This window comes from Enterococcus sp. DIV1368b (assembly GCF_050529595.1).
GTDB lineage: Bacteria > Bacillota > Bacilli > Lactobacillales > Enterococcaceae > Enterococcus_B > Enterococcus_B mundtii.
On record NZ_CP172883.1, the window covers coordinates 2,190,591 to 2,212,619 of the forward strand.

General features: G+C 39.6%; 23 protein-coding genes and 2 tRNA genes. 2 read left to right on the top strand and 23 right to left on the bottom strand.

What is annotated here, in order from left to right:
- Nucleotides 1-97: 97 nt before the first annotated feature.
- The gene (locus tag IGJ19_RS10030; protein ID WP_010734907.1) at nucleotides 98-388 is read right to left on the bottom strand and encodes a DUF7662 domain-containing protein; all 291 of its coding nucleotides are present in this window, start codon (nucleotides 386-388) and stop codon (nucleotides 98-100) included.
- A 131-nt stretch (nucleotides 389-519) separates the two neighbouring features.
- On the opposite strand from IGJ19_RS10030, the gene IGJ19_RS10035 reads away from it, so the two are divergent.
- Nucleotides 520-1,164, top strand: coding sequence for a YigZ family protein (locus tag IGJ19_RS10035; RefSeq protein ID WP_071866783.1), 645 nt, complete (start codon nucleotides 520-522; stop codon nucleotides 1,162-1,164).
- A gap of 83 nt (nucleotides 1,165-1,247) precedes the next feature.
- Here the strand turns inward: IGJ19_RS10035 and IGJ19_RS10040 are convergent, their stop codons facing one another.
- Entirely contained in the window at nucleotides 1,248-1,955 is a 708-nt protein-coding gene (locus IGJ19_RS10040) for a GntR family transcriptional regulator (protein WP_010734905.1), read from the bottom strand.
- 238 nt (nucleotides 1,956-2,193) lie between these two features.
- A complete protein-coding gene (locus IGJ19_RS10045) occupies nucleotides 2,194-6,423 on the bottom strand; it encodes an acyl-CoA dehydratase activase-related protein (RefSeq protein WP_430603877.1) in 4,230 nt (1,409 codons plus the stop codon).
- Between the two features lie 173 nt (nucleotides 6,424-6,596).
- Between IGJ19_RS10045 and IGJ19_RS10050 the strand changes: the two genes are divergently transcribed.
- A complete protein-coding gene (locus tag IGJ19_RS10050; RefSeq protein WP_081355916.1) occupies nucleotides 6,597-7,205 on the top strand; it encodes a TetR/AcrR family transcriptional regulator in 609 nt (202 codons plus the stop codon).
- A gap of 52 nt (nucleotides 7,206-7,257) precedes the next feature.
- On the opposite strand, the gene IGJ19_RS10055 is transcribed toward IGJ19_RS10050, so the two are convergent.
- The 20 genes from IGJ19_RS10055 to rnr all read right to left on the bottom strand — a co-directional run bounded on the left by IGJ19_RS10055 (nucleotide 7,258) and on the right by rnr (nucleotide 22,028).
- Nucleotides 7,258-7,428 carry a hypothetical protein gene (locus IGJ19_RS10055; protein ID WP_010734900.1) on the bottom strand — a complete coding sequence of 57 codons (171 nt, stop codon included), beginning with the start codon at nucleotides 7,426-7,428 and terminating at the stop codon, nucleotides 7,258-7,260.
- A gap of 117 nt (nucleotides 7,429-7,545) precedes the next feature.
- Nucleotides 7,546-7,617 (bottom strand) — tRNA-Gln (locus IGJ19_RS10060).
- 6 nt (nucleotides 7,618-7,623) lie between these two features.
- Nucleotides 7,624-7,704 (bottom strand) — tRNA-Tyr (locus IGJ19_RS10065).
- A gap of 87 nt (nucleotides 7,705-7,791) precedes the next feature.
- Complete coding sequence (locus tag IGJ19_RS10070) at nucleotides 7,792-8,025, bottom strand: DUF2969 domain-containing protein (protein WP_071866749.1); 234 nt, start codon at nucleotides 8,023-8,025, stop codon at nucleotides 7,792-7,794.
- 74 nt (nucleotides 8,026-8,099) lie between these two features.
- Nucleotides 8,100-8,984 (bottom strand): ROK family protein, encoded by an 885-nt coding sequence (locus IGJ19_RS10075; RefSeq protein ID WP_430603880.1) that lies wholly within the window; start codon nucleotides 8,982-8,984, stop codon nucleotides 8,100-8,102.
- A 65-nt stretch (nucleotides 8,985-9,049) separates the two neighbouring features.
- Entirely contained in the window at nucleotides 9,050-9,499 is a 450-nt protein-coding gene (locus tag IGJ19_RS10080) for a GNAT family N-acetyltransferase (RefSeq protein ID WP_071866747.1), read from the bottom strand.
- Between the two features lie 32 nt (nucleotides 9,500-9,531).
- The gene (gene yidD, locus IGJ19_RS10085) at nucleotides 9,532-9,807 is read right to left on the bottom strand and encodes a membrane protein insertion efficiency factor YidD (protein WP_071866746.1); all 276 of its coding nucleotides are present in this window, start codon (nucleotides 9,805-9,807) and stop codon (nucleotides 9,532-9,534) included.
- Between the two features lie 213 nt (nucleotides 9,808-10,020).
- Nucleotides 10,021-10,197 carry a DNA-directed RNA polymerase subunit beta gene (locus tag IGJ19_RS10090; protein ID WP_010734895.1) on the bottom strand — a complete coding sequence of 59 codons (177 nt, stop codon included), beginning with the start codon at nucleotides 10,195-10,197 and terminating at the stop codon, nucleotides 10,021-10,023.
- 14 nt (nucleotides 10,198-10,211) lie between these two features.
- Nucleotides 10,212-11,513 carry a UDP-N-acetylglucosamine 1-carboxyvinyltransferase gene (gene murA / locus IGJ19_RS10095; protein ID WP_010734894.1) on the bottom strand — a complete coding sequence of 434 codons (1,302 nt, stop codon included), beginning with the start codon at nucleotides 11,511-11,513 and terminating at the stop codon, nucleotides 10,212-10,214.
- Nucleotides 11,514-11,608: 95 nt separating this feature from the next.
- Nucleotides 11,609-11,839, bottom strand: coding sequence for a DUF1146 family protein (locus tag IGJ19_RS10100; protein WP_029594144.1), 231 nt, complete (start codon nucleotides 11,837-11,839; stop codon nucleotides 11,609-11,611).
- 536 nt (nucleotides 11,840-12,375) lie between these two features.
- Entirely contained in the window at nucleotides 12,376-12,798 is a 423-nt protein-coding gene (locus tag IGJ19_RS10105) for a F0F1 ATP synthase subunit epsilon (RefSeq protein ID WP_010734892.1), read from the bottom strand.
- Nucleotides 12,799-12,811: 13 nt separating this feature from the next.
- On the bottom strand, nucleotides 12,812-14,218 hold the full coding sequence (gene atpD, locus IGJ19_RS10110) for a F0F1 ATP synthase subunit beta (RefSeq protein ID WP_010734891.1): 1,407 nt from the start codon (nucleotides 14,216-14,218) through the stop codon (nucleotides 12,812-12,814).
- 22 nt (nucleotides 14,219-14,240) lie between these two features.
- Nucleotides 14,241-15,143, bottom strand: coding sequence for a F0F1 ATP synthase subunit gamma (locus tag IGJ19_RS10115; protein WP_010734890.1), 903 nt, complete (start codon nucleotides 15,141-15,143; stop codon nucleotides 14,241-14,243).
- A gap of 13 nt (nucleotides 15,144-15,156) precedes the next feature.
- On the bottom strand, nucleotides 15,157-16,713 hold the full coding sequence (atpA, locus tag IGJ19_RS10120; RefSeq protein WP_010734889.1) for a F0F1 ATP synthase subunit alpha: 1,557 nt from the start codon (nucleotides 16,711-16,713) through the stop codon (nucleotides 15,157-15,159).
- 22 nt (nucleotides 16,714-16,735) lie between these two features.
- A complete protein-coding gene (gene atpH, locus IGJ19_RS10125) occupies nucleotides 16,736-17,278 on the bottom strand; it encodes an ATP synthase F1 subunit delta (RefSeq protein WP_086334967.1) in 543 nt (180 codons plus the stop codon).
- Complete coding sequence (gene atpF, locus IGJ19_RS10130) at nucleotides 17,265-17,789, bottom strand: F0F1 ATP synthase subunit B (RefSeq protein ID WP_010734887.1); 525 nt, start codon at nucleotides 17,787-17,789, stop codon at nucleotides 17,265-17,267. Before atpF ends, atpH begins: the two co-directional genes overlap by 14 nt.
- 91 nt (nucleotides 17,790-17,880) lie before the next feature.
- Nucleotides 17,881-18,096, bottom strand: coding sequence for an ATP synthase F0 subunit C (gene atpE / locus IGJ19_RS10135; RefSeq protein ID WP_010734886.1), 216 nt, complete (start codon nucleotides 18,094-18,096; stop codon nucleotides 17,881-17,883).
- Between the two features lie 49 nt (nucleotides 18,097-18,145).
- The gene (atpB, locus tag IGJ19_RS10140) at nucleotides 18,146-18,865 is read right to left on the bottom strand and encodes a F0F1 ATP synthase subunit A (protein WP_010734885.1); all 720 of its coding nucleotides are present in this window, start codon (nucleotides 18,863-18,865) and stop codon (nucleotides 18,146-18,148) included.
- A gap of 301 nt (nucleotides 18,866-19,166) precedes the next feature.
- Nucleotides 19,167-19,631 carry an SsrA-binding protein SmpB gene (gene smpB / locus IGJ19_RS10145; RefSeq protein WP_071866745.1) on the bottom strand — a complete coding sequence of 155 codons (465 nt, stop codon included), beginning with the start codon at nucleotides 19,629-19,631 and terminating at the stop codon, nucleotides 19,167-19,169.
- A gap of 33 nt (nucleotides 19,632-19,664) precedes the next feature.
- Nucleotides 19,665-22,028, bottom strand: a complete 2,364-nt coding sequence (rnr, locus tag IGJ19_RS10150) for a ribonuclease R (protein WP_071866744.1) — start codon at nucleotides 22,026-22,028, stop codon at nucleotides 19,665-19,667.
- Nucleotide 22,029: the final 1 nt, after the last annotated feature.

The window sequence follows — 22,029 nt, forward strand, 5'->3', positions numbered from 1 at the left end:
TTAACAGAAACTTTCGGACTCAGATCATACTGATATATGTAGCTAGACCTAAAATTGGACTTGAATCGAGAGATTGGATCAACAGCTAGAAAAATAGTTATTCGTCAAACAACCAACTGGATTTGACTAATTGATTGAATACGATAAATTCTTTTTCTAAATTGATGACCACCACTTCATAGCCAGCATTGATCCAGCCATAGGCGCCTTTTTCAGGATGTTTATAGTCGTTCGCCCACCAATCAGTACTTTCTCGTGCAGAACGGGGCAAGGCACTACTTGGAAAAAGCAACTCATCGATTTGAGTAAATGTCAGCGTGATTTGAGAGCCACCATTTGTCTTTAAATAATGAGTGATGGCATCATACTTTTTGACTCGTTCTTTCATGTTACGCACCTCACTTTTCTTTATTATCCCATATTCCCTTCGTTAAGCAACTATTAACATAATTGTCATGCAGAAAAAAATTCTCTATACTTGAAAAGAGACGAGAACAAACAATGAAAGTAGTGAAACAGATGTTAGAACGTTATTACACGATCAAAGAAAATGGTCAAAGTGAGCTTGAAATAAAAAAATCACGTTTTATCTGCTCACTGAAACGAGTAGAAACAGAAGCAGAAGCAAAACAATTTATCCAAGAAACGAAAAAAGAACATTGGAAAGCCAATCATAATTGCAGTGCGTTCGTGATTGGTGAAAAAAATGAGATCCAACGAAGCAGTGATGATGGTGAACCAAGTGGAACTGCCGGTGTACCGATGTTAGAAGTCATCAAAAAAAATGAACTGATCAATGTGGCTGCTGTTGTGACTCGTTATTTCGGCGGGATCAAGTTAGGTGCAGGTGGCTTGATTCGTGCATATGCGCATTCGGTTTCCCACGCATTACAAGAAATCGGCATTGTTGAAGGGACATTACAACAAGAACTATCGATTCATATTGCCTATCCCCAACTAGGAAAAATAGAAAACTTCTTGGCACTTCAGCAGGTGAATGTGAAAGAAATCCGCTATACAGAAAAAGTCATCGTTGTTTGCATGATCAATGAAAAAGAGGTCACTGCGTTCCAAGAAGCTATCATTGAACTTTTGAGCGGTCAAGTGACATTTACTGAAGGAGCTGTTTCTTATTATGAACAACTCATTCAAACAAGAGACTAAGCCGGATCATATAGAAAAGACCAAAGAATAGGAGGCAGTTATGCCGATGACTATTCTCTGGTCTTTTTATTCAATATGAACGATCATCTTTCTAAATAAAACTCAAAACGGTCGCCGACATATTGGGTACGTACGTATTCAAATGGCGTGCCATCTTCAAAGTAAGAAATCTGTCTTAAACGTAAAACGGCATCTCCTCGCTTGACCTCTAAATATTCAGCAATTTTTTCTGAAGCTAAGACTGCTGAAATTGTTTGTTTCGCCGCACCGATCTTGTTCCCTCTTTTTTCTTCGAGTGTTCGATACAGTGACTCCGTAATTTCTGCTTTGCTGTATCCGTCGATGATTTTTTGCGGAATACTCGCAATCTCAAAACAAATAGGGATATCATCAGCAAAACGAATACGTTCCATTCGTAAGATGGTATCATCTTTTTTTAGTTGCAATTTCTCCATTTCACTCGAACTCGGTGACGTGAGAAAATAAGAAATCGTTCGACTGGATGGCACACGATTTTGTGATTCCATGATTTCGGTAAAACTGGTTGCACCAGACATTTTTTCTTGAACCTTTTCTCGTGCCACGTAGGTACCTGATCCAATTTTTCTTTCAAGGATTCCTTCGTCGGCTAGGTTTTGGATCGCTTGTCTTAAAGTCATTCGACTAACATTGAACTTGATGGCTAATTCTCTTTCTGAAGGAAGACGATCTCCGATTTTCCAGACGCCTTGCTCGATTTCACTTTTGATTTGATCGTGAATTTGTATATATACCGGTAATTGATTCGACATAACATCTACCCGTCCTTTCATTTCTATTTTATTATAACTGGTATATACCTAATTCTCAACAAAAAAGAGCCCACCATGCTGTTCATTCCATTGCCTCACCCTCCGACACAATAACCTTTAGAAAGAAATTTTTTTATCTTAGCTCCTGTTCAATGAGTACTTAAAGTAACAAGTATGCCTATTCTTACTCGTAAATGATAAAATCAAAAAGGCTTTCTTGCTAAACTCAACCGACAAATTATGGATTCAATGTTTTCATGGCCGTTGCCATCATCAAACGGATGCGATTCAATTGATTGACTACGGAAGCACCTGGATCATAATCGATTGCAGTAATGTTGGCTTTTGGGTAACGATGACGCAGCTCTTTGAATACCCCTTTTCCAACGACATGATTTGGTAGACAGCCAAATGGTTGCATGCACACGATATTAGGGACATCATTCTCTAACAATTCAATCATCTCACCGGTTAAAAACCAACCTTCACCGGTCTGATTGCCAATTGATAAAATCTGGCTTGCTTCATCTGCTAATTGATGAATTGGTGTTATTCCATCAAAACGTTGTGATTTCCTTAACGCTTTATCCATTGGCTTTACAACATATTCAATCAAGCGGATAAGAAATTGTGCGACCCATTTACTTTTTTTTGAATGACCTAAGTGTTCATATTTCCAGATTTGGTTGTATATCGAATAATTCATAAACCCCATGATATCAGGAACAACGACTTCAGCGCCTTCTTCTTCTAATAATCGGACGATATCATTATTGGCCGTAGGTGAATACTTGACTAGAATCTCTCCAACAATTCCTACTTTAGGTTTCCTTTGATTCGTTAGCGGAACCGTGTCAAAATCATGGATGATTTTCGCCATATTTCGGTTGAAGTTTGTCAAAGAACCATTTTTGACATTGCGTTCCACTCGTTCAAGCCATTGATGGTGCATTTCATCAATCGCGCCTTTTTCTATCTCATATGGTCGAGTACGGTAAATGACCCGTTCAAAAAGATCACCATATAAAAAAGCAACCGCTAAACGTTTCAATAATGGCAATGTGAACGTAAAACCAGGAGAAGATTCTACCCCTTGATTGCCGAAAGACACAGAAACTACGGGTATCTGTGGGAAGCCAGCTTCATCAAGCGCCTTTCGAAGCAGTGGGATATAATTAGTCGCTCGGCATCCACCTCCCGTTTGGGTCATCATCACACTGGTATGATTTAAGTCATATGTGCCACTTTCCAATGCCTCGACTATTTGCCCGATCGAGATGATTGCTGGATAACACGCGTCATTATTGACGTACTTTAACCCGACATCAATGGCACTTCCGCTGTTTCTTGGCAAACAAACGACTTGATATCCTGAGGCTTTTAAAGCAACATCAACTAAACCAGATTGATGGATAGGACTCAACATCGGCAATAACAAGGTATGTGTTTTCTTCATTTCTTTGGTAAAGGTGATTTTATCTGGTGTATGAAATTGTTTCGTTGGGCGAAATTGTTGTTTGGTTCGTGCATTGACTGCCGCTTTTAATGAGCGCAAGCGTATCCTGATAGCACCTAAATTTGCGCCTTCATCGATTTTTAGTACAGTGTATAACTTGCCATATTGCGCCATGATTTCTTCCACTTGATCAGTTGTCACCGCATCGATACCACACCCGAAAGAGTTTAATTGAACTAGTTCTAACTCCTTAGATTTTGCGACGACTCGGGCAGCAGCATATAATCTTGATTGATAGACCCATTGATTCACTACTCGTAATTGCCCCACATCTCCTAGATGAGCGATGCTATCTTCTGTCAAGACATGGAAGCCTTCTTGTGTGATCAATTCTGCAATTCCATGGTTGATTTCCGGATCTAGATGGTAAGGTCGACCTGCAAGGACGATGCCACGTTCATTATTCTGATGTAGCATCCTTAAGGTTTCTTCTCCTTTTTGTTGGATCTCTTTTTTAAAATCAGCTAATGCTTCATATCCTTGGTGTAAAGCTTCTTTTATTTGATCTTCTGAAAACCCATAGTCAGAAAATGTTTGGTGTAACGTCTTTGCCACTGATGCTTCGTTCGCTAGATTCAAAAACGGCTGACGGTAATCGATCCGTCCTTCCCGAATCGCATCAACATTGTTTTTAATGACATCTGGATAACTTTGAACGATGGGACAATTAAAATGATTGTCCGCTTGGTTATTCTCTTTCTGCTCAAAGATCACGCCAGGATAAAAAATGCAGGAAACACCAGCATCGATCAGTGATTGGATATGGCCATGCACCAGCTTCGCTGGATAACAGACGGTATCACTTGAAATCGTGTCGATCCCTTGTTCGTAGATTTCCTTACTCGATCGAGGGGATAAGACTACTCGAAAACCTAAAGAACGAAAGAAAGTCTGCCAAAGTGGAAAGTTTTCATACATATTCAATACTCTTGGAATACCGATTTCACCGTTGACAGCTTCTGTTTTTCGTAATGAGCGGTAACGGAATAATTGCCGAGATTTTTCAGCCACTAAATTGATTTTCTTATCGGCTTTTTTGATTTTGATCTGCGCACCACGTTCACAACGATTACCAGAAATCAGTTTCCGACCATCAGAAAATAAAGTGACCGTCAACAGGCAATTGTTCTCACACAACCCACAGTGCGTCAGTTCTTTTTCTGTCGTCAGCTGAGACAATTCTTCGAAGGAGAGTAGTTCACTTATTTCCCCTTTTTGATATTCTTCCAGAGCAATCAAAGAAGCACCATATGCACCCATCAATCCTGAGATAGAAGGACGAACAACTTCTCTTCCACTGATTTTTTCAAATGCTCGCAAGACTGCATCGTTGTAAAAGGTTCCACCTTGACACACGATCTTATTGCCTAGATCTTCTGGTTTTCTGATTTTGATTACTTTGTAGATCGCATTTTTGATCACAGAATAAGATAAACCAGCCGAGATGTCTCCAACAGAAGCACCTTCTTTTTGGACTTGCTTGACCTTTGAATTCATGAAGACCGTACATCTGGAACCTAAGTCCACAGGGTTCTTGGCTGAAATAGCAGCAACCGCAAAATCTTGGATTCCATAACCTAATGACTTAGCAAATGTTTCGATAAATGAACCACAACCTGAAGAACAGGCTTCGTTCAATTGAATCGAGGACAATGCACCGTCCTTGATCGTCATTGCCTTCATGTCTTGTCCGCCAATATCTAAAATAAAATCGACACCTGGTTGAAAAAAATTTGCTGCTTTATAATGCGCTATCGTTTCGACTTCGCCAATATCGATTTTCAACGCACTCTTGATCAACGCTTCACCATAGCCAGTCACTACCGCTTTACCGATAAAGCAGTCTTTGGGCATTTGCTGATACATATTTTTCAATACGTTGATGGTTGTTTCTAAAGGCTGTCCTTCATTGTTTCCATAAAATGAGAATAATAGCTCTCCTGATTGATTGATCAAGGTGACTTTCGTCGTCGTTGAACCAGCATCAATACCTAGAAAAGCCACCCCCTGATGGGTAGCTAGAGCGCATTCTTGCACCTTCGCTTTTTCGTGTCGGCTGCGAAAATCAGCTAACTCTTGATCGTTCTGAAAAAGTGGCGCTAAAGAACGAGAATGATGAAGCAACTCTTGTTCTTGGCTTTCCAATTTCTGGATTAATTCACCTAGTGTCTTTTCCTTTGAAGCTTTTGCGTGATAAGCTGCCCCTAATGCCACGAATAGTTGCGGATTTTGTGGAAAAACCACTTCTTCTGTCGATAAGCCAAGGGTTTCAATAAAGCGTTGGCGCAATTCGGACATAAAGTAAAGTGGGCCACCTAAAAAGGCGACCTTTCCTTTGATCTTTCTTCCTGCTGCTAAACCAGCGATCGTTTGATTGACGACGGCTTGAAAAATACTAGCAGCAATATCGGCTTTCGCCGCTCCTTCGTTGATCAGTGGTTGTACATCCGTTTTAGCGAATACACCACAGCGAGAGGCAATTGGATAAAGCTGTTGATACGCTTTGGCTAGTTCATTCAACCCATTTGCATCGGTTTTCAATAGTGCTGCCATCTGATCAATAAATGCGCCTGTCCCTCCCGCGCAGCTACCGTTCATTCGTTGTTCTAAAGAAGAACCAAAAAAGGTGATTTTGGCATCTTCTCCTCCTAATTCAATCGCTACATCTGTTTCGGGAATCCTTTCTTCGATCGTTTTTGTACATGCAATCACTTCTTGGATAAAAGGCAATTGTAGATGTTCCGCTAATCCCATCCCGCCAGAACCAGTGATTGCAAAAGCAATCGCCTGATCTTGTAAAGTTGTTTTGGCTTCTTCTAATATGTTGATGGTTGCTTTTCTGATATCTGCATAATGTCGTTCGTATTTAGCAAAAAGAGTTTCGCCATGGTTATCAAGAATCACTAATTTGACTGTCGTTGAACCTACATCGATACCTCCGTACATTTTCATCGTCTCGCCACCTTCTTAAAAAGACGCTTTGTTGAACATTGAACAAAGCGTCTGTTATACTACATATATCTATTCTAAAACGATTTAGAGCGATTGCAATAAGCAATAATTGTTAGTTTGTGAGATAAACAACAATCATGAGCGATTTGTCGACCAAAAGTAAGGAGATTTTTATGATGAAGAAAAACGATCTTCGAGTGAAACGTACCAACAAAATGATTATTGAAGCGTTCTTACGTTTACTAGAAACAAAAAGTATGGAGCGAATCACGATCCAAGAAATCGCCGATGAAGCAATGATCAATCGTGCGACTTTTTATGCACATTTCAAAGACAAACAAGATCTTTATGAGCATTTATTCCATATCGCTATCCAGACATTTACCTCGATCTTAGATTTGGAACCCTTGATGGAAGGTAATAAATTGAAGCTGAAACGGGTCAACCGTGCCTTAACTCAAATTTACCAATTGGTTGCTGAGAACAAAGCTATATTTATTACGACTTTGGACGGCACTTCGATCGAATTTTTCAGGAAAAAATTGAAAATTTTCTTATCTGAAAAATACGCAACTATTTTTGATCGTCTAAAAATCACAGAGAACGAACTAGAAGTACCTATCGATTTTATCACAGAATACATAACTGCCATTTTTACCGGTACTTTACATTGGTGGGTCACCAGCGATACCGAGATGACACCAAAGCAATTAGCTACTTTAGTCATCAAATTAGTGGGAAATGGTCACTTGACCGTCTTAGGGATCGAGATTGAAAAATAACAAAAGCTCTGAAGAACACAAGATTATGTGAACTTCAGAGCTTTTGTTATTCTTAACGATTTTTAGACAACCATTTTTTAGTATGATTCGTTGGACGTTTCGCTTTGATTTGGACAAATTTTTCTGATTTTTTCGGTACATGGATCTCTACATTGTACTTCTCCGATTTGATCATATCGTAAATTTTTTCTGCTGTTTCATCTACTTTTTGTTTCCACTTCATTTGTGCCGCCTCCTTTTTTTCTTCTTATATCTACTCTAGCCTATAATAGCAAAATCAGCAAGAAACAAGGTGTTTTACACAAAAAAAAGAGTGATCTTCAACTGATCACTCTAGGAACTGGGGTAGCTGGATTCGAACCAACGCATGAGGGAGTCAAAGTCCCTTGCCTTACCGCTTGGCTATACCCCAATGAAATGGAGGAGAGTGGATTCGAACCACTGAACCCTAAGGAACGGATTTACAGTCCGTCGCGTTTAGCCACTTCGCTACTCCTCCGAAAGGTTTGTATCAACCTGACTTAGTTATAATACCTAATTTTCCAAGTGATTGCAACCCTTTATTGAAAATTTTTTTGATATTTTTTTATTCGTGTAAATTCCAATGACGAATCACTGTTTCTATCGCATTTTCAAGACTTTTTTCTTTGCCAAAGTCTTCTTCTCCCAAGAAAATCTCAAATTCTTTTGGTCCATACGCTAAAATTTCACCGATCATTTTTTTACCAATAAATAACTGCGTTACATCATATGTGTTCCCTTTGATCGTTTTTTTGATCTCTTCGGTACGCACTTCAATATCTTTATTCTTTTTTGACATTATTTCCCACCTCCTCAATAGTTTATCACATTTAACGGCAGAAAACATTCACTGTGTGTCTTCTATTTGATAATTTATTTTCCTGCTTCTTGTTGCGCTAGGTAATTTGCGGCTGCCCCTATCAGGTTCGCATCATTGCGATACTCACACAAGGTGATCAATGGATCAAAATCATTCAACCCAAAATGACTCGTCAATTTTTTCATCCGTTGATTGATTTCTGTCAATAATCCCTCTTTTGCAGAAATTCCGCCACCCAATACGATCACTTCTGGATCAAATGAAAACTGAATACTAAATAACCCTTTTGTTAAATAATCATAAAAAGATTCAACTTCTTCTTGTGCAAGAGGATCGTCATTTTCTGCTAATTCAAAGACTTCTTTTCCACTAAAGGTATTTTTATCTAATCCTTTGCGTTCACAATACCGCCACGCCATTTGGACTGCCGTTCCTAATGTACTGAATGTATGCTCCCCATTAAGAAACATCAAGCCAAATTCTCCGCCATAAAGATGAGCGCCTTTATTCAATTCACCATTAGTGAACATCGCACCACCCACGCCTGTACCAATCACTACAAAAGCAACATTTTGATAGCCACGAGCAGCACCTTCATAAAACTCAGCCATTCCCGCGCAATTCGCATCATTTTCCATAGCGACTGGCAGACCAAACAATTCCTCTAATTCAGTATAAATATCAAATCCATGGATATAAGGAATCGCGCTGATGCCTTCAATCACTTGTCGTTGGCTATTCACAACACCTGGTGCACTAAAAGCAACCCCATTGATTGCTACTTCTTGTGATAATTGTTGGAATACTGATGATAATTGCGCTTTCATTTCTCTCCATGTAGCTGGTGTTGTGAACTGACCTTTATGTGTTAGTGTTTCTAGTTCCCAATAACCATATTTGACAGCTGAACCGCCAAAATCGAATGCTAAAATCCCCATAATTATTTATTCCTCCTCAATAGTTTTTCAACAATATTTTTATTATAAAACGCTTTCGTTCCATCCTATAATTCTTTGGCTAAGGTTACTTGATCTCTAAGAAGTATCCCCTCTTCATAGATTGGTTCTGCGTAATTATTGATAAAGTAATCCTTTTCTCTCGATACTTCTTTAAAGCCTTTTTTCTGATAAAGATGTAACGCTGGATTCGTAATACTTCCTGTACGGATCAATATTTTTGTTGGTTGTTTGCATTCTTTGCTCAACTCTTCAAGTGCATGATCAATCAGCTTGCCACCGATTCCTCTTCCTTGATGTGCAGCAGCAACAGAAACATTCATGATCTCACATTCCGTTTCTCTGATTACATAAACAAGCACACCGATCACTTCATCATGCTCTTTCCAGATAAACCCATCGCCATTGGTCACATAAGCGATCACTTTGTCTTTATCAGGATCGGCTTCTAATAATAACGCCCATGGTAAGTCACTTTTGTTCAATTGTTGAAACATCGCTTTCTCCTATCTGATAAAAATCAATGACTCTATTTTTTGTATTTTTTATAGTCTGGCATCGATTGATCTTCTTTATTACGCGTCAAACGAAAGTGACGAGGCACATAATCGATACCGCCTTTCACAAATGGATGGCAACGAAAGATGCGTGCTGTTCCCATTAGGGTTCCTTTGAGCGCACCATGTACTTGGATGGCTTGGATCATGTAATTGGAACAAGTTGGATAATACCGACAACTTGGTGGGAACGCAGGTGAAATAAATCGCTGGTATCCGCGAACTAAATAAATCAAAAATTTTTTCATGTTTTCATCTCCATATAAAAAAAGGATTGGTCATACATCCACTTACCATCCCCTATAACCGGATAAACGGTGTTCTAAAAGCAACTCCTACAGAAATAAGCGCCAAAACCCAAAAATATGAAAAGCTATTTTCGGATTTTGGCGCTTATTTCTCGGAGCTGTACGCTTTTGCCACAACCTCTTCTTCTCTTATCTGTTACCTAGTGTACACACTTAACTAAAGAAATCGAAGATATGCAACCATAAGCTCGGTTGAAAGACCTTGAATGGACTTCCACCGCCAATCAAACCATATCCGATCATTGTTCCAATGATGAATAATAGGAGTACAAGTAAAATGACAGCTAAAATTTTTACCAAACTTATCAAAATATAGCGTGGACTCGTCATCTCTCGTCACATCCTTAAGCGATTGTTTGTGGTGTTTTTTCGACTGGTGTTTCTTCTACATTTACACGTTCCACATCTGCACCTAATTGTTGCAATTTAATATGGAAATTATAATAGCCACGATCTAAATATTTTAGGTTACGAACGCGTGTGATTCCATTTGCTTTCAAACCAGCTAATACGAGCGCTGCTGCTGCTCTTAGATCTGTTGCATAGACTTCAGCACCTTGTAATTCGTGATTACCATCCATGATTGCAATGTTGCCATCGATTTTTACATGTGCATTCATTCTGCGCATTTCTTCAAGATGTTGGAAACGGTTCTCAAAGACTGTTTCAGTCACAACACTTGTACCTTCTGCAACCAACTGGATAGCAGTCATTTGTGCTTGCATATCCGTTGGGAAACCAGGATGTGGCATCGTTTTTACATCTGTTGGTAAAATATGTTTTGGTCCGATGACACGAACGCCACCGTCTTCTTCAGTGATCGTTGCACCCATTTCGATCAATTTAGAGATCAATGGACGATTATGCTCAGAAATCGCATCAGCGATCAATAGATTGCCTTCAGTCATCGCTGCAGCTACCATGAAAGTACCGGCTTCGATACGGTCTTGGACGATTGAATGGTTGACTGCATGCAAATGATCAACGCCTTCGATACGCATCGTTTCTGTACCAGCGCCATAAACATTCGCACCCATTTTATTTAAGATATTCGCTAAATCAACGATTTCAGGTTCACGTGCGACGTTTTCAATGATCGTTGTGCCTTTTGCTTTGACAGCAGCCATCATGATGTTTTGTGTCGCACCAACACTTGGAAAATCTAAATAGATCGTATTTCCGATCAGTTGATCGGCGATTGCTTCGATATAACCATTCTTTTGAATGATTTTTGCACCCAAGGCTTGAAAACCTTTTAGGTGTAAATCGATCGGACGTTTTCCAATCGCGCATCCACCGGGCATTGCAACTTTTGCATGACCATTTCTAGCCAATAATGGTCCCATCACAACGATTGACGCACGCATTTGGCTTACGTATTCATAAGGTGCTTCAATTTCTAATTCTCTCGATGCATCAAGTGTCACACGATTATTCTCTTCATCAAACGCTACATCTACGTTCAAATGACGGATCACTTGATTCATAGTGAACACGTCAGAAAGAATTGGCACATTATCTAAAACGGTTGTTCCTTCTTCAGCCAATAAACTTGCGGCTAAAATCGGCAATACCGCATTCTTTGCTCCTTCGATCTTTACTGTTCCTTTTAATTGATTGCCACCTTTTACGATGATCTCTTCCATGTTGTTCCCCCCAAAAAAATCCGTTGAGTATACATTCGCTCAAAATCTTTTTTATTATATCACTTCTTGTTTTAAAATAGTACCTTTTTTTAAAATTATAGGCTGACGAAAAGATTTCGACATAGCGCAATGATCTCTAAGAAAAAACTGCTCGCTGTATACCCTAAAAAAATTGAAAAAAGGACAATTGCCATTCTAATTTGTGTCGTATGCATTGAACGAAAAAAAGCGTCAACGCGTAAAGAACGCAAAGACCAAAAGGCTAAGTAAATAAATGCCAAATGACTAACGATCCGAATGATTGCATCAATACCATATACTTGCATCATTACGCCCTTTCTAACAAATGTTTTTGATAACTAACACACTGATGATACCATAAATTTTATAAAAGTAGAAATTATTGGTTGTAAAAATGATAAATCTCTGTAATTTTCTTGACAAACTCTGAAAAATGGATGAAAAATATCATTTCTTTCCACTAAAAAAATAATTTTTATTCTGACATCGAATGAATATTAATGAAGAGACGCTTCGTTAACGGAAAAAATCTCAAACGTTTTAACATAGTATACTAAATCTGTGACCGTATACGTTAAAGGGTACGCTTAGTTGAAGAATCTCATTTTAGCTTCACTTGGTTATTCTGACAGAGGTTGTGACAGAAGCGATCAGCACTGAATTGTTGCTTCTGGAACACCGTTTATTCGATGACCTACCGTATCATCACTGTTGACCGTTTATAAAAAAAAGAGAGCAGGAAACACACGTGGCTGCATTAGCACCCATAAGTGTTTGTCCTGATCTCTTCTTTTGGGAGTGGTTCTCCCTCCATAATTCAATTACTTGTTAATTATAGTAATCACTTATGTTTTGATACATTGATACGGTTCACTGCTCGGTGTAACGCAACAGTTGCCCGTTTCAGTTCATTCTTATCTTCTTTTTGTTTGGCTTCTTCGATTTGGCGTTCAGCACGTTGTTTTGCACGTTCTGCTCGAGTGACGTCGATATCTCGTTCACGTTCCGCACTATCTGCGACAATTGAAACTAAGTTATCGCGAACTTCCATGATGCCGCCGTTCACAGCGATCCAGTCAACGTGTGTATCTGAATCTGTCCGCTTCACACGAACTTCATCGATTGTTAAAGGCACGATGATGGGTGCATGCTGTGGTAAAATACCAAGTTCGCCAGCAGTAGTTCGTGCAACAACGATTGCCGCATGGTGATCATAAACTAAACCATCGGGAGTAACCACATTTACAGTTAAATATTGATCCATGGGGCACCCCTTTCTAGTAGCCTAGTTTTTTCGCTTTTTCGACAACGTCTTCGATTCGGCCGACACTGCGGAATGCTTCTTCAGGAAGGTCGTCGTATTTGCCTTCAAGAATCTCACGGAAGCCTTTGACAGTTTCTTCAACTGGTACGTAAGAACCTGGAAGACCTGTGAATTGTTCCGCTACATTGAAGTTTTGTGATAAGAAGAATTGGATTCGACGAGCGCGTGAAACCAATATTTTTTCTTGATCTGATAATTCATCCATCCCTAAAATAGCGATGATGTCTTGCAATTCACGGTAACGTTGTAGTACGTGTTGTACTTCAGTCGCTACTTTGTAGTGTTCTTCTCCTACGATTTCAGGAGATAACGCACTTGATGAAGAAGCAAGTGGGTCAACGGCTGGATAGATCCCTTGTTCGGTCAATTTACGTTCCAAGTTTGTCGTTGCATCTAAATGGGCAAATGTCGTTGCTGGCGCTGGGTCAGTATAGTCATCCGCTGGCACGTAGATTGCTTGGATCGAAGTGATCGAACCTTTTTTCGTTGAAGTGATCCGTTCTTGGAGTTGTCCCATTTCAGTCGCTAAGGTTGGTTGATAACCAACCGCTGATGGCATACGTCCTAGTAAGGCAGATACTTCTGAACCTGCTTGGGTGAAACGGAAAATATTATCAATAAATAAGAGCACGTCTTGTCCTTCGACATCACGGAAATATTCCGCAATCGTCAATCCAGTTAGTGCGACACGCATACGAGCACCTGGTGGCTCATTCATTTGTCCAAACACCATCGCTGTTTTTTCGATTACGCCTGAATCTTTCATTTCGTAATACAGATCGTTTCCTTCACGGGTACGTTCCCCTACACCGGTAAACACTGAGATTCCCCCATGTTCTTGGGCGATATTATGGATCAATTCTTGGATCAGTACGGTTTTACCAACACCGGCACCCCCAAACAATCCAACTTTCCCACCTTTTAAATAAGGTGCTAATAAGTCAATGACTTTGATCCCAGTTTCAAGAATCTCTGTACTTGTGCTTAATTCATCAAAATTTGGTGCTTTCTTGTGGATCTCGCTTCTTTGGGCATCCTCTGGAAATGGTGCTTCCAAATCGATTGTTTCACCTAACACGTTGAACACACGACCTAATGTTTCTGTTCCAACTGGTACAGAGATCGCTTTGCTTGTGTCGATGACTTCCATTCCACGTTGTAGTCCATCCGTCGATTCCATTGCGATCGTACGGATCACACCGTCACCTAATTCTAATGCTGCTTCAAGAACAACTTTTGATTTTTGCTCATCATTTTTATAAACAACTAATGCGTTGTTGATATCTGGTAAGGATTGGTCTAAAGAAAATTCCACGTCGACAACGGGACCGATTACTTGAACAATCTTGCCTGAACTCATCTTTTTTCCTCCAATCTCCTTGCTATTCTAGTGCCGATGCTCCGGCAACAATTTCGGTAATTTCTTGGGTGATCGCCCCTTGTCTTGCACGGTTATAAGAAACCGTCAGATCATCGATGATGTTCGCAGCATTATCTGTTGCGGTTTTCATTGCAGTCATTCCCGCGGCATGTTCTGCCGTTTTCGCATCGACGATCGCACCATAAATCAAACTTTCGGCATATTGCGGCAACAGTTGAGTCAAGATTTCTTCTTTTGAAGGTTCAAAAATATATTCTTGCTCAAAGCTTTTCGCTTCTCCCGGATCTAAATCTGAAATAGGTAACATTTTTTCTACACGAAATTGACTAGTCAATGAATTGATATGATGGTTATAACATACATACAATTCGTCAAATACTTCATTTTGATACATGGTCGTTGCCATGTTCACGATTTTACGAACTTCATCAAAGCTAGGTTGATCAGACAAATTGCGCAGTTCATACGCTAAGTTGATGTCACGAGCTTTAAAGAAATCCGCTCCGGTACCACCAATGGCGATCATGACATATTCATCTGGTGATTGATGGTCTTCTTCCAAGATGGACATGGTCTGTTTCAATATGGAACTATTGTAGCCACCGACTAACCCACCATCAGCTGTGATCACGATATAACCGGTTTTTTTAACTGGTCGACTGATCAGCATACTATTATAATTGACATCCCCTCTTGGATTAGCCGAAGCAATGTCAGTTAATTGTGTTGCTGTTAGATGCGTAACGATTTCTCTCACCTTATTGGCATAAATCTGGAACTTCTGTGAAGAAGCTTCAGATTTTGTCAATTTAGAGGCTGAGACCATTTGCATGGCACGAGTGATTTGGCTCGTTTTTTTCGTTGACGCGATTCGTGTCTTGATTTCATTTAATGAAGCGCCCATTCATCTCACCTCACTATGCATTTTGAATGGATTTCAATTTGTCTTCTGTTGAAGAATTATTTCCTTTTGTTGCCATAAAGATATCTTTGTACTCTTGAATTGCTTGGTTCAACGCTTCTTCTTCAGGAAGATCTTTCGTTGTACGGATCGTTTCAAAGAGATCTGCATGATTTGTCTCAAGATATTCAAATAACTCATGTTCAAAATCTAAGATGCTATCTACAGGGATACTGTCTAAGTAACCGTGTGTCAATGCATATAAGATGACTACTTGTTTTTCCACTGCAAGAGGTGCATGTAATTTTTGCTTCAAGATTTCTACTGTACGACGACCACGATTCAATTTCGCTTGTGTCGCCGCATCTAAATCAGAACCAAATTGGGTAAATGCTTCTAATTCACGGTAACTTGCTAAGTCTAGACGCAATGTTCCGGCAACTTTTTTCATTGCTTTGATCTGTGCTGAACCACCAACACGAGAAACTGATAACCCTGCATCTACGGCTGGACGAGTTCCCGCATAGAACAAATCACTTTCTAAGAAGATTTGTCCATCAGTGATCGAAATGACGTTTGTTGGAATATAAGCAGAGATATCCCCAGCTTGTGTTTCAACAAATGGTAAAGCAGTCATTGACCCTCCACCTAGATCATCACTTAATTTTGCTGCACGTTCTAACAAACGTGAGTGCAAGTAGAAAACATCCCCTGGATAGGCTTCGCGGCCTGGTGGGCGACGAAGTAATAAAGAAAGCTCACGATAGGCAACAGCTTGTTTAGATAGATCATCAAAAATGATCAATACATGTTTGCCGTTATACATGAATTCTTCACCCATAGCTGTTCCAGCATAAGGTGCGATGTATAGCAATGGTGCAGGTTGAGAGGCTCCCGCATTGACTACGATCGTATAATCCATTGCGCCATATTTTTTCAATGTTTCTACTTGTGTACGTACCGTTGAATCTTTTTGTCCAATGGCTACATAGATACAAATCATATCTTGACCTTTTTGGTTGATGATCGTATCGATTGCAATCGATGTTTTCCCTGTTTTACGGTCACCGATAACTAATTCACGTTGTCCACGTCCGATCGGTACTAACGCATCGATCGCTTTCAACCCTGTTTGCATTGGTTCGTTGACTGATTTACGTTGCATAACACCAGGTGCCATCGCTTCAACTGGACGTGTTTTGTCCGTCACGATTTCTCCTAGCCCGTCAATGGGTTGTCCTAATGGATTGACGACACGTCCGATCATTGCGTCCCCTACAGGTACTTCCATGATCTTTCCTGTGCGTTTTACTTTATCCCCTTCACGAATGGATTCAAAATCTCCTAAGATAATGATTCCGACATCATTTGATTCCAAGTTTTGTGCCATACCATATGAACCGTTCGAAAATTCAAGTAGTTCACCACTCATGGCATTTTCAAGTCCATGCGCACGTGCGATTCCGTCACCAACATAAGTGACTGTACCGATTTCTTCGACTGAAAGCACGTTTTCATAATGTTCAATTTGTTCTTTAATCAAGGCACTAATTTCTTCTGCTTTGATAGCCATTCGATTCACCTACCTCTTTGTACTATCTATTTAATTGATTACGCAATTTTTCCAACTGCGTCCGAATGCTTCCGTCGATCACTTGATGATCTGCTTCTACAATTGCCCCACCAATGATCCTAGAATCAACTTGTTGCTTCAATTCGACCGTTTGATAGTTCATTGTTTTAGCGACATTTTCTTCAAGTCTAGTCAATTGTTCCGCTGAAAGTGGGACTGCTGTAGTCACACTTCCTAGTAACAAACCATTATTTTCATTGTAACGATGTTCATATTCGTCGATCATCAAAGGTAGATCGTTCATCCGATTGTACATGAACACGACTTCTAAAAAGTTTTTTACGATTCCTTGATAACCACTGACTAATTTGTCCATGATCAATCGCTTTTCATGCGGTTCCAACCGAACATCACTAAGGATACTCCCTAATTCAGGAACATCCGCATAGATTTTACGTAGACTAAGAAGTTCTTGGTAAATTTCTTCTGTATTATTTGAATCGATCGCCAGTTCAAATAATGCTTTTCCGTAACGTCTACCTACTGTATATTTATCTAGTTTCATTTGACGAACCTAGACCTTCGATATATTGATTGATTAAAGATTCGTGCATTTCTGGAGATAATTCTTTATTCAAGATTTTTTCCGCGATTTGAAGAGAAAGTTCAGCTACATCGTCTTTCACTGAGTTCAATGCCGTATCACGTTCCATCGTGATATCCGATTGGGCTTTACTTTTTAGACGAGCAACTTCTTCTTGCGTCTCCTTCAAAATATTTTGGCGGCTTAATTCTCCACTTTCTTTCGCATGTTTGATGATATCCGCAGCATCAGAGCGAGAAGCCAACAATTGTTGCTCACGTTCTTGTTCTAATTTTGCTGATTTGATGCGAGATTGTTCTGCAGAATCTAAATCATTGGCGATCTTATCTTCACGTTTTTTCAAAATATCGCTGATCGGTCCCCACGCAAAGTGTTTTAATAGGACCATTAATATCAAAAATGAGCCGCTGACAACGATGATATTACCTAACATCGGATTGCCAACTTCTGCAATTGCCAATTGATTCAGCATAGGTTAGCCTTCCTTTCTCTGAGAATCCAGTTTTCTTAGATTGCGTATTTAAGATAGCTTTTTTGACTATCGCGCAACCTGAGCATTTTTATTACACACCAAAAACTAGGATCAAGGCGATAACAACACCTAGAATAGGAACGGCTTCGACTAAGGCTACCCCAATAAACATCGTTGTACGTAATTGACCTGACATTTCAGGTTGGCGTGCCATTGATTCGATTGTTTTAGAAATTACTTGACCATTACCGTAACCAGCTCCGATAGCTGCCCCTAAGATTGCGATTGCTGCTGCGATATAATTCATAATTTACTTCCTCCTAAAATAGTTTAAATAGTAATTAAATCTAGTTGTTTTACTCTTCTACTTCGATTTTGTGACTCATATATACCATTGATAAAGTGACAAAGACAAATGCTTGGATGCTTCCGATAAATAATGAGAACGCGATCCAAACCATCTCTAACGGAATTGCTAAAGGCAATGAGAACCAGCCTAAACTTGTCATCATTTTTGCGATTAAAGTTAGCAATACTTCTCCCGCATAAATATTCCCATAAAGACGTAAAGCAAGTGTTAACAAGTTTGTGAACTCTTCGATCACCTTCATTGGAAACATAAAACTATAAGGTTTTAGGAACGAGTTGACAAAGTAACCTTTGAAACCGAGCTTCTTCACCCCGAATAGATGAGTAAGTGTGATCATAATAAATGCCAATGTTAAAGTTACAAACGGGTCTGCTGTCGGACTTTTCCAAAGTGTCGTTTCGCTAGGTAAGACGATTTTTGTAACTAAACCGATATTGTTCGCAACAAAAACGAAGAGAAACAAGGTAAATGCCAATAAATGAAAATTATTCAATTCTTTTCTAGGCACATTATCTGTAACGATCCCTCGTGTAAAATCAATGACCCATTCAAGTGCATTTTGCTTTCCAGTTGGCTTCATCTTTAGATTTCTTGTAAAGAAGTAAACTAAAAAGAAAACGATCAAACAAGTTAACAACACCATCAAACAAACAGTCCCATCAAACCAAACCGGTCCAATGTGGAACGTTAGCGAGCGTTCATCCAATCCATTTCACCTCTTTTCCCCGAATTTCACATAAAATCAATTTCATGTGTGTATCTGGTTTTTCTTTATCGGTTTCTAACCAAACGGTATCATACCACCACGAAATAGAAATTTCAAAGGATTTTCATGAAAATTAGACACTTTTTTATTTCAGTCTAAAAATCAGCAAAAACATGGATGATATGATGCCTGGAAACTCAGAAAAAACCTGTGATAATCATGTTTCATCAGATTAAATGCTAACAAATTTTATCATTAAGTAAATCTAAAAGCACCGAATATGCGAAAAAGGATAATGAAATTATCTAGAGAAATTTTTTAATGTACGATCAATTTGTCGATCCACATCTTTTCGCTTCAGATCTTCTCGCTTATCATACGATTTTTTCCCTTTGGCCAATCCGATCAAGACTTTCGCATAGCCATTTCGGATATAGACTTTCAAAGGAACAATCGTGATTCCGGTATTTTTTGTTTCATTCAATAAACGCGCAATTTGCTTTTTATGCAATAACAACTTTCTAGTTCTTAGTGGATCATGATTAAAGATATTCCCTTGTTCATAAGGGCTGACATGGACATTATGCAAAAAAGCTTCGCCGTTTCTCACACGAACAAATCCATCTTTTAAGTTGATACGACTATTGCGAATAGATTTGATCTCTGTACCTTGTAAAACCATTCCTGCTTCCATTGTGTCGATGATCGAATAATCATGGCGAGCTTTTTTATTTTGCGCAATCAGTTTTCCCTCGCCTTTTGGCATTGGACATTCCCCCAATTCATTTCCATTTTTTATTTATTTTTTCTTTTTCTTCTTGGTGACGCCTTTGTAAAAAGGTTTTTTCCCTTTTTTCCCATTTTCTTTTTTTGGACCATATTTACTATCGGCTTTTTTCGGACGTTTTTTCTTGTCCGTTTGCCGTCCATTTGAATGTTTTGAAGAACCTCTATTTGCTTCTTTTCTTCTTCCTTTTGGCGCTTCCAGCGGTGCCAATTCCTCTGCGGAGACTAATTCGAAATCAACTGCTCGCTCAGTAGGATCAGCCTTGACTACTTTCACTCGTACTTTTTGTCCGATCTTGAATGTTAATCCTGTCCGCTCACCAACGAGCGCTAGATGGTTTTCAATGTAGTGGAAGTAATCTTGTTTCAATTCATTGATATGGATCAAACCTTCTACTGTATTTGGCAGTTCGATGAATAACCCAAATTTCACCACAGAGCTGATGATCCCATCAAATTCTTCTCCCACTTTATCCATCATAAACTCGGCTTTCTTCATTGAGTCCACTTCACGTTCTGTTTCAACTGCACGTCGCTCCATTTTCGAGCTATGATCGGCAATATCAGGCAGTGCATTTTCCCAATGCGTCTGATTGCTTTCACTTGGATCTTGACCATATGAACGAATTAAACGATGCACGATCAAGTCTGGATAACGACGGATCGGTGACGTGAAATGTGTATAGTACTCTGCTGCTAATCCGTAATGGCCAAAATTATCCTCAGAATAACGCGCTTGTTGCATACTTCTTAACAACATGGTATTGATCACTGCTGACTCCGGTTTTTCTTCAACATCTTCGATCACTTTTTGTAAGTCCTTAGGTGTGATCGTGCCCTTCGTTCCTTTGACTAAAATCCCTAAAGCAGATGCAAAATCAAAGAAGCGTTGCATTTTCTCTTCTTTTGGTTGCTCATGGATACGATAAATAAAAGGGAAATTCGCACGTGAATAATGTTCTGCCACCGTTTCATTGGCTGCCAACATAAAGGATTCGATCAAACGTTCTCCTACACCACGACTCCGCAAGAGGATATCTTGAGGGTGACCTTCTGGATCAACCATGATTTTGGCTTCACGATCTTCAAAAGAGATCGCACCACGACGAATACGCATCGTCTCTAAGATCTCATGCAACTCACCCATCGCTTGAAACATAGGAACCAATGAGTCATAGCGAGCCATAGTTTCTTCATCTTGCTCTTCTAAGATCTGATTGACTGCTGTGTAAGTCATTCGCTCTGTTGTTTGGATCACACTTGGAAAAATCTCATGAGAAATGATTTTCCCTGTTGGGTCGATCTCCATTTCACAACTCATTGTTAACCGAGGAACTTTAGGATTCAACGAACAAATCCCATTTGATAAACGTTGCGGGATCATCGGAATCACACGATCAGTCAAATACACACTTGTTCCCCGCTCATAGGCTTCACGATCTAATTGGCTACCTTCTGTCACATAGTATGAAACATCGGCAATGTGGACGCCTAAAAAGTAATTTCCATTATCTAACTTTCTAACTGTGACTGCATCATCTAAATCTTTGGCATCTTCGCCATCGATCGTCACGATCAACTGGTCACGTAGATCCCTGCGACCAATCAAATCTTTGTCGCTGATACTATCCGGTACAGCATCTGCTTCGCTTAATACATCATCCGGAAACTTGGTCGGTATCCCATTGGCTACGACAATCGATAAAATATCCATGCCAGGATCATTCTTATGACCAATGACTTGTTTGATGATTCCTTCTAAACTCGTTGCATAGCTTTTTTCTGGATAATGGGTCAATTCGATCAGCACGATACTTCCGTCTACTGGACGAACGCCTTCTGCTGCGGCGTACACTTTGAATTGATTCATTTTTTTATCTTTTGGAATGACTACTCCATAAAGATCCGTTTCTGCCATTTCATCTTCTGTATAGGCGATGAACTCTCCGGCAATTTGTGTGGTTGCGCGTTGACGAATCTCAACGACCTTTCCTTCGGCTCCACGATCCGAAAAGGCATCCGCCGTTTTGACGATATCGATTGCAACAGTATCCCCGTCCATCGCATAGCCAGTCGCTTCTTTGGGGATATACACATCATCTTCTTCAGGATCGATTGTGACAAACCCAAATCCTCGCTCATTTGCGCGGAACGTTCCTTCAATCAAAATGGGTTGAAGTGGCAGTTTGATTTTTCCTTTTTTGGTAAATACGATACTTTGTTCTCTTTCCATCTGTGCGATAGTTTGCACTAGTAATTTAAAATCTTCGCTTTTTTGAAAGCCAAGACCTTCAGCGATTTCTTCCATCGAAAAACTTTTCTTACGACTGCTTTCAATAAAGAAAATGATTTTTTCTTTTAATGTTTCTTTTGTCATT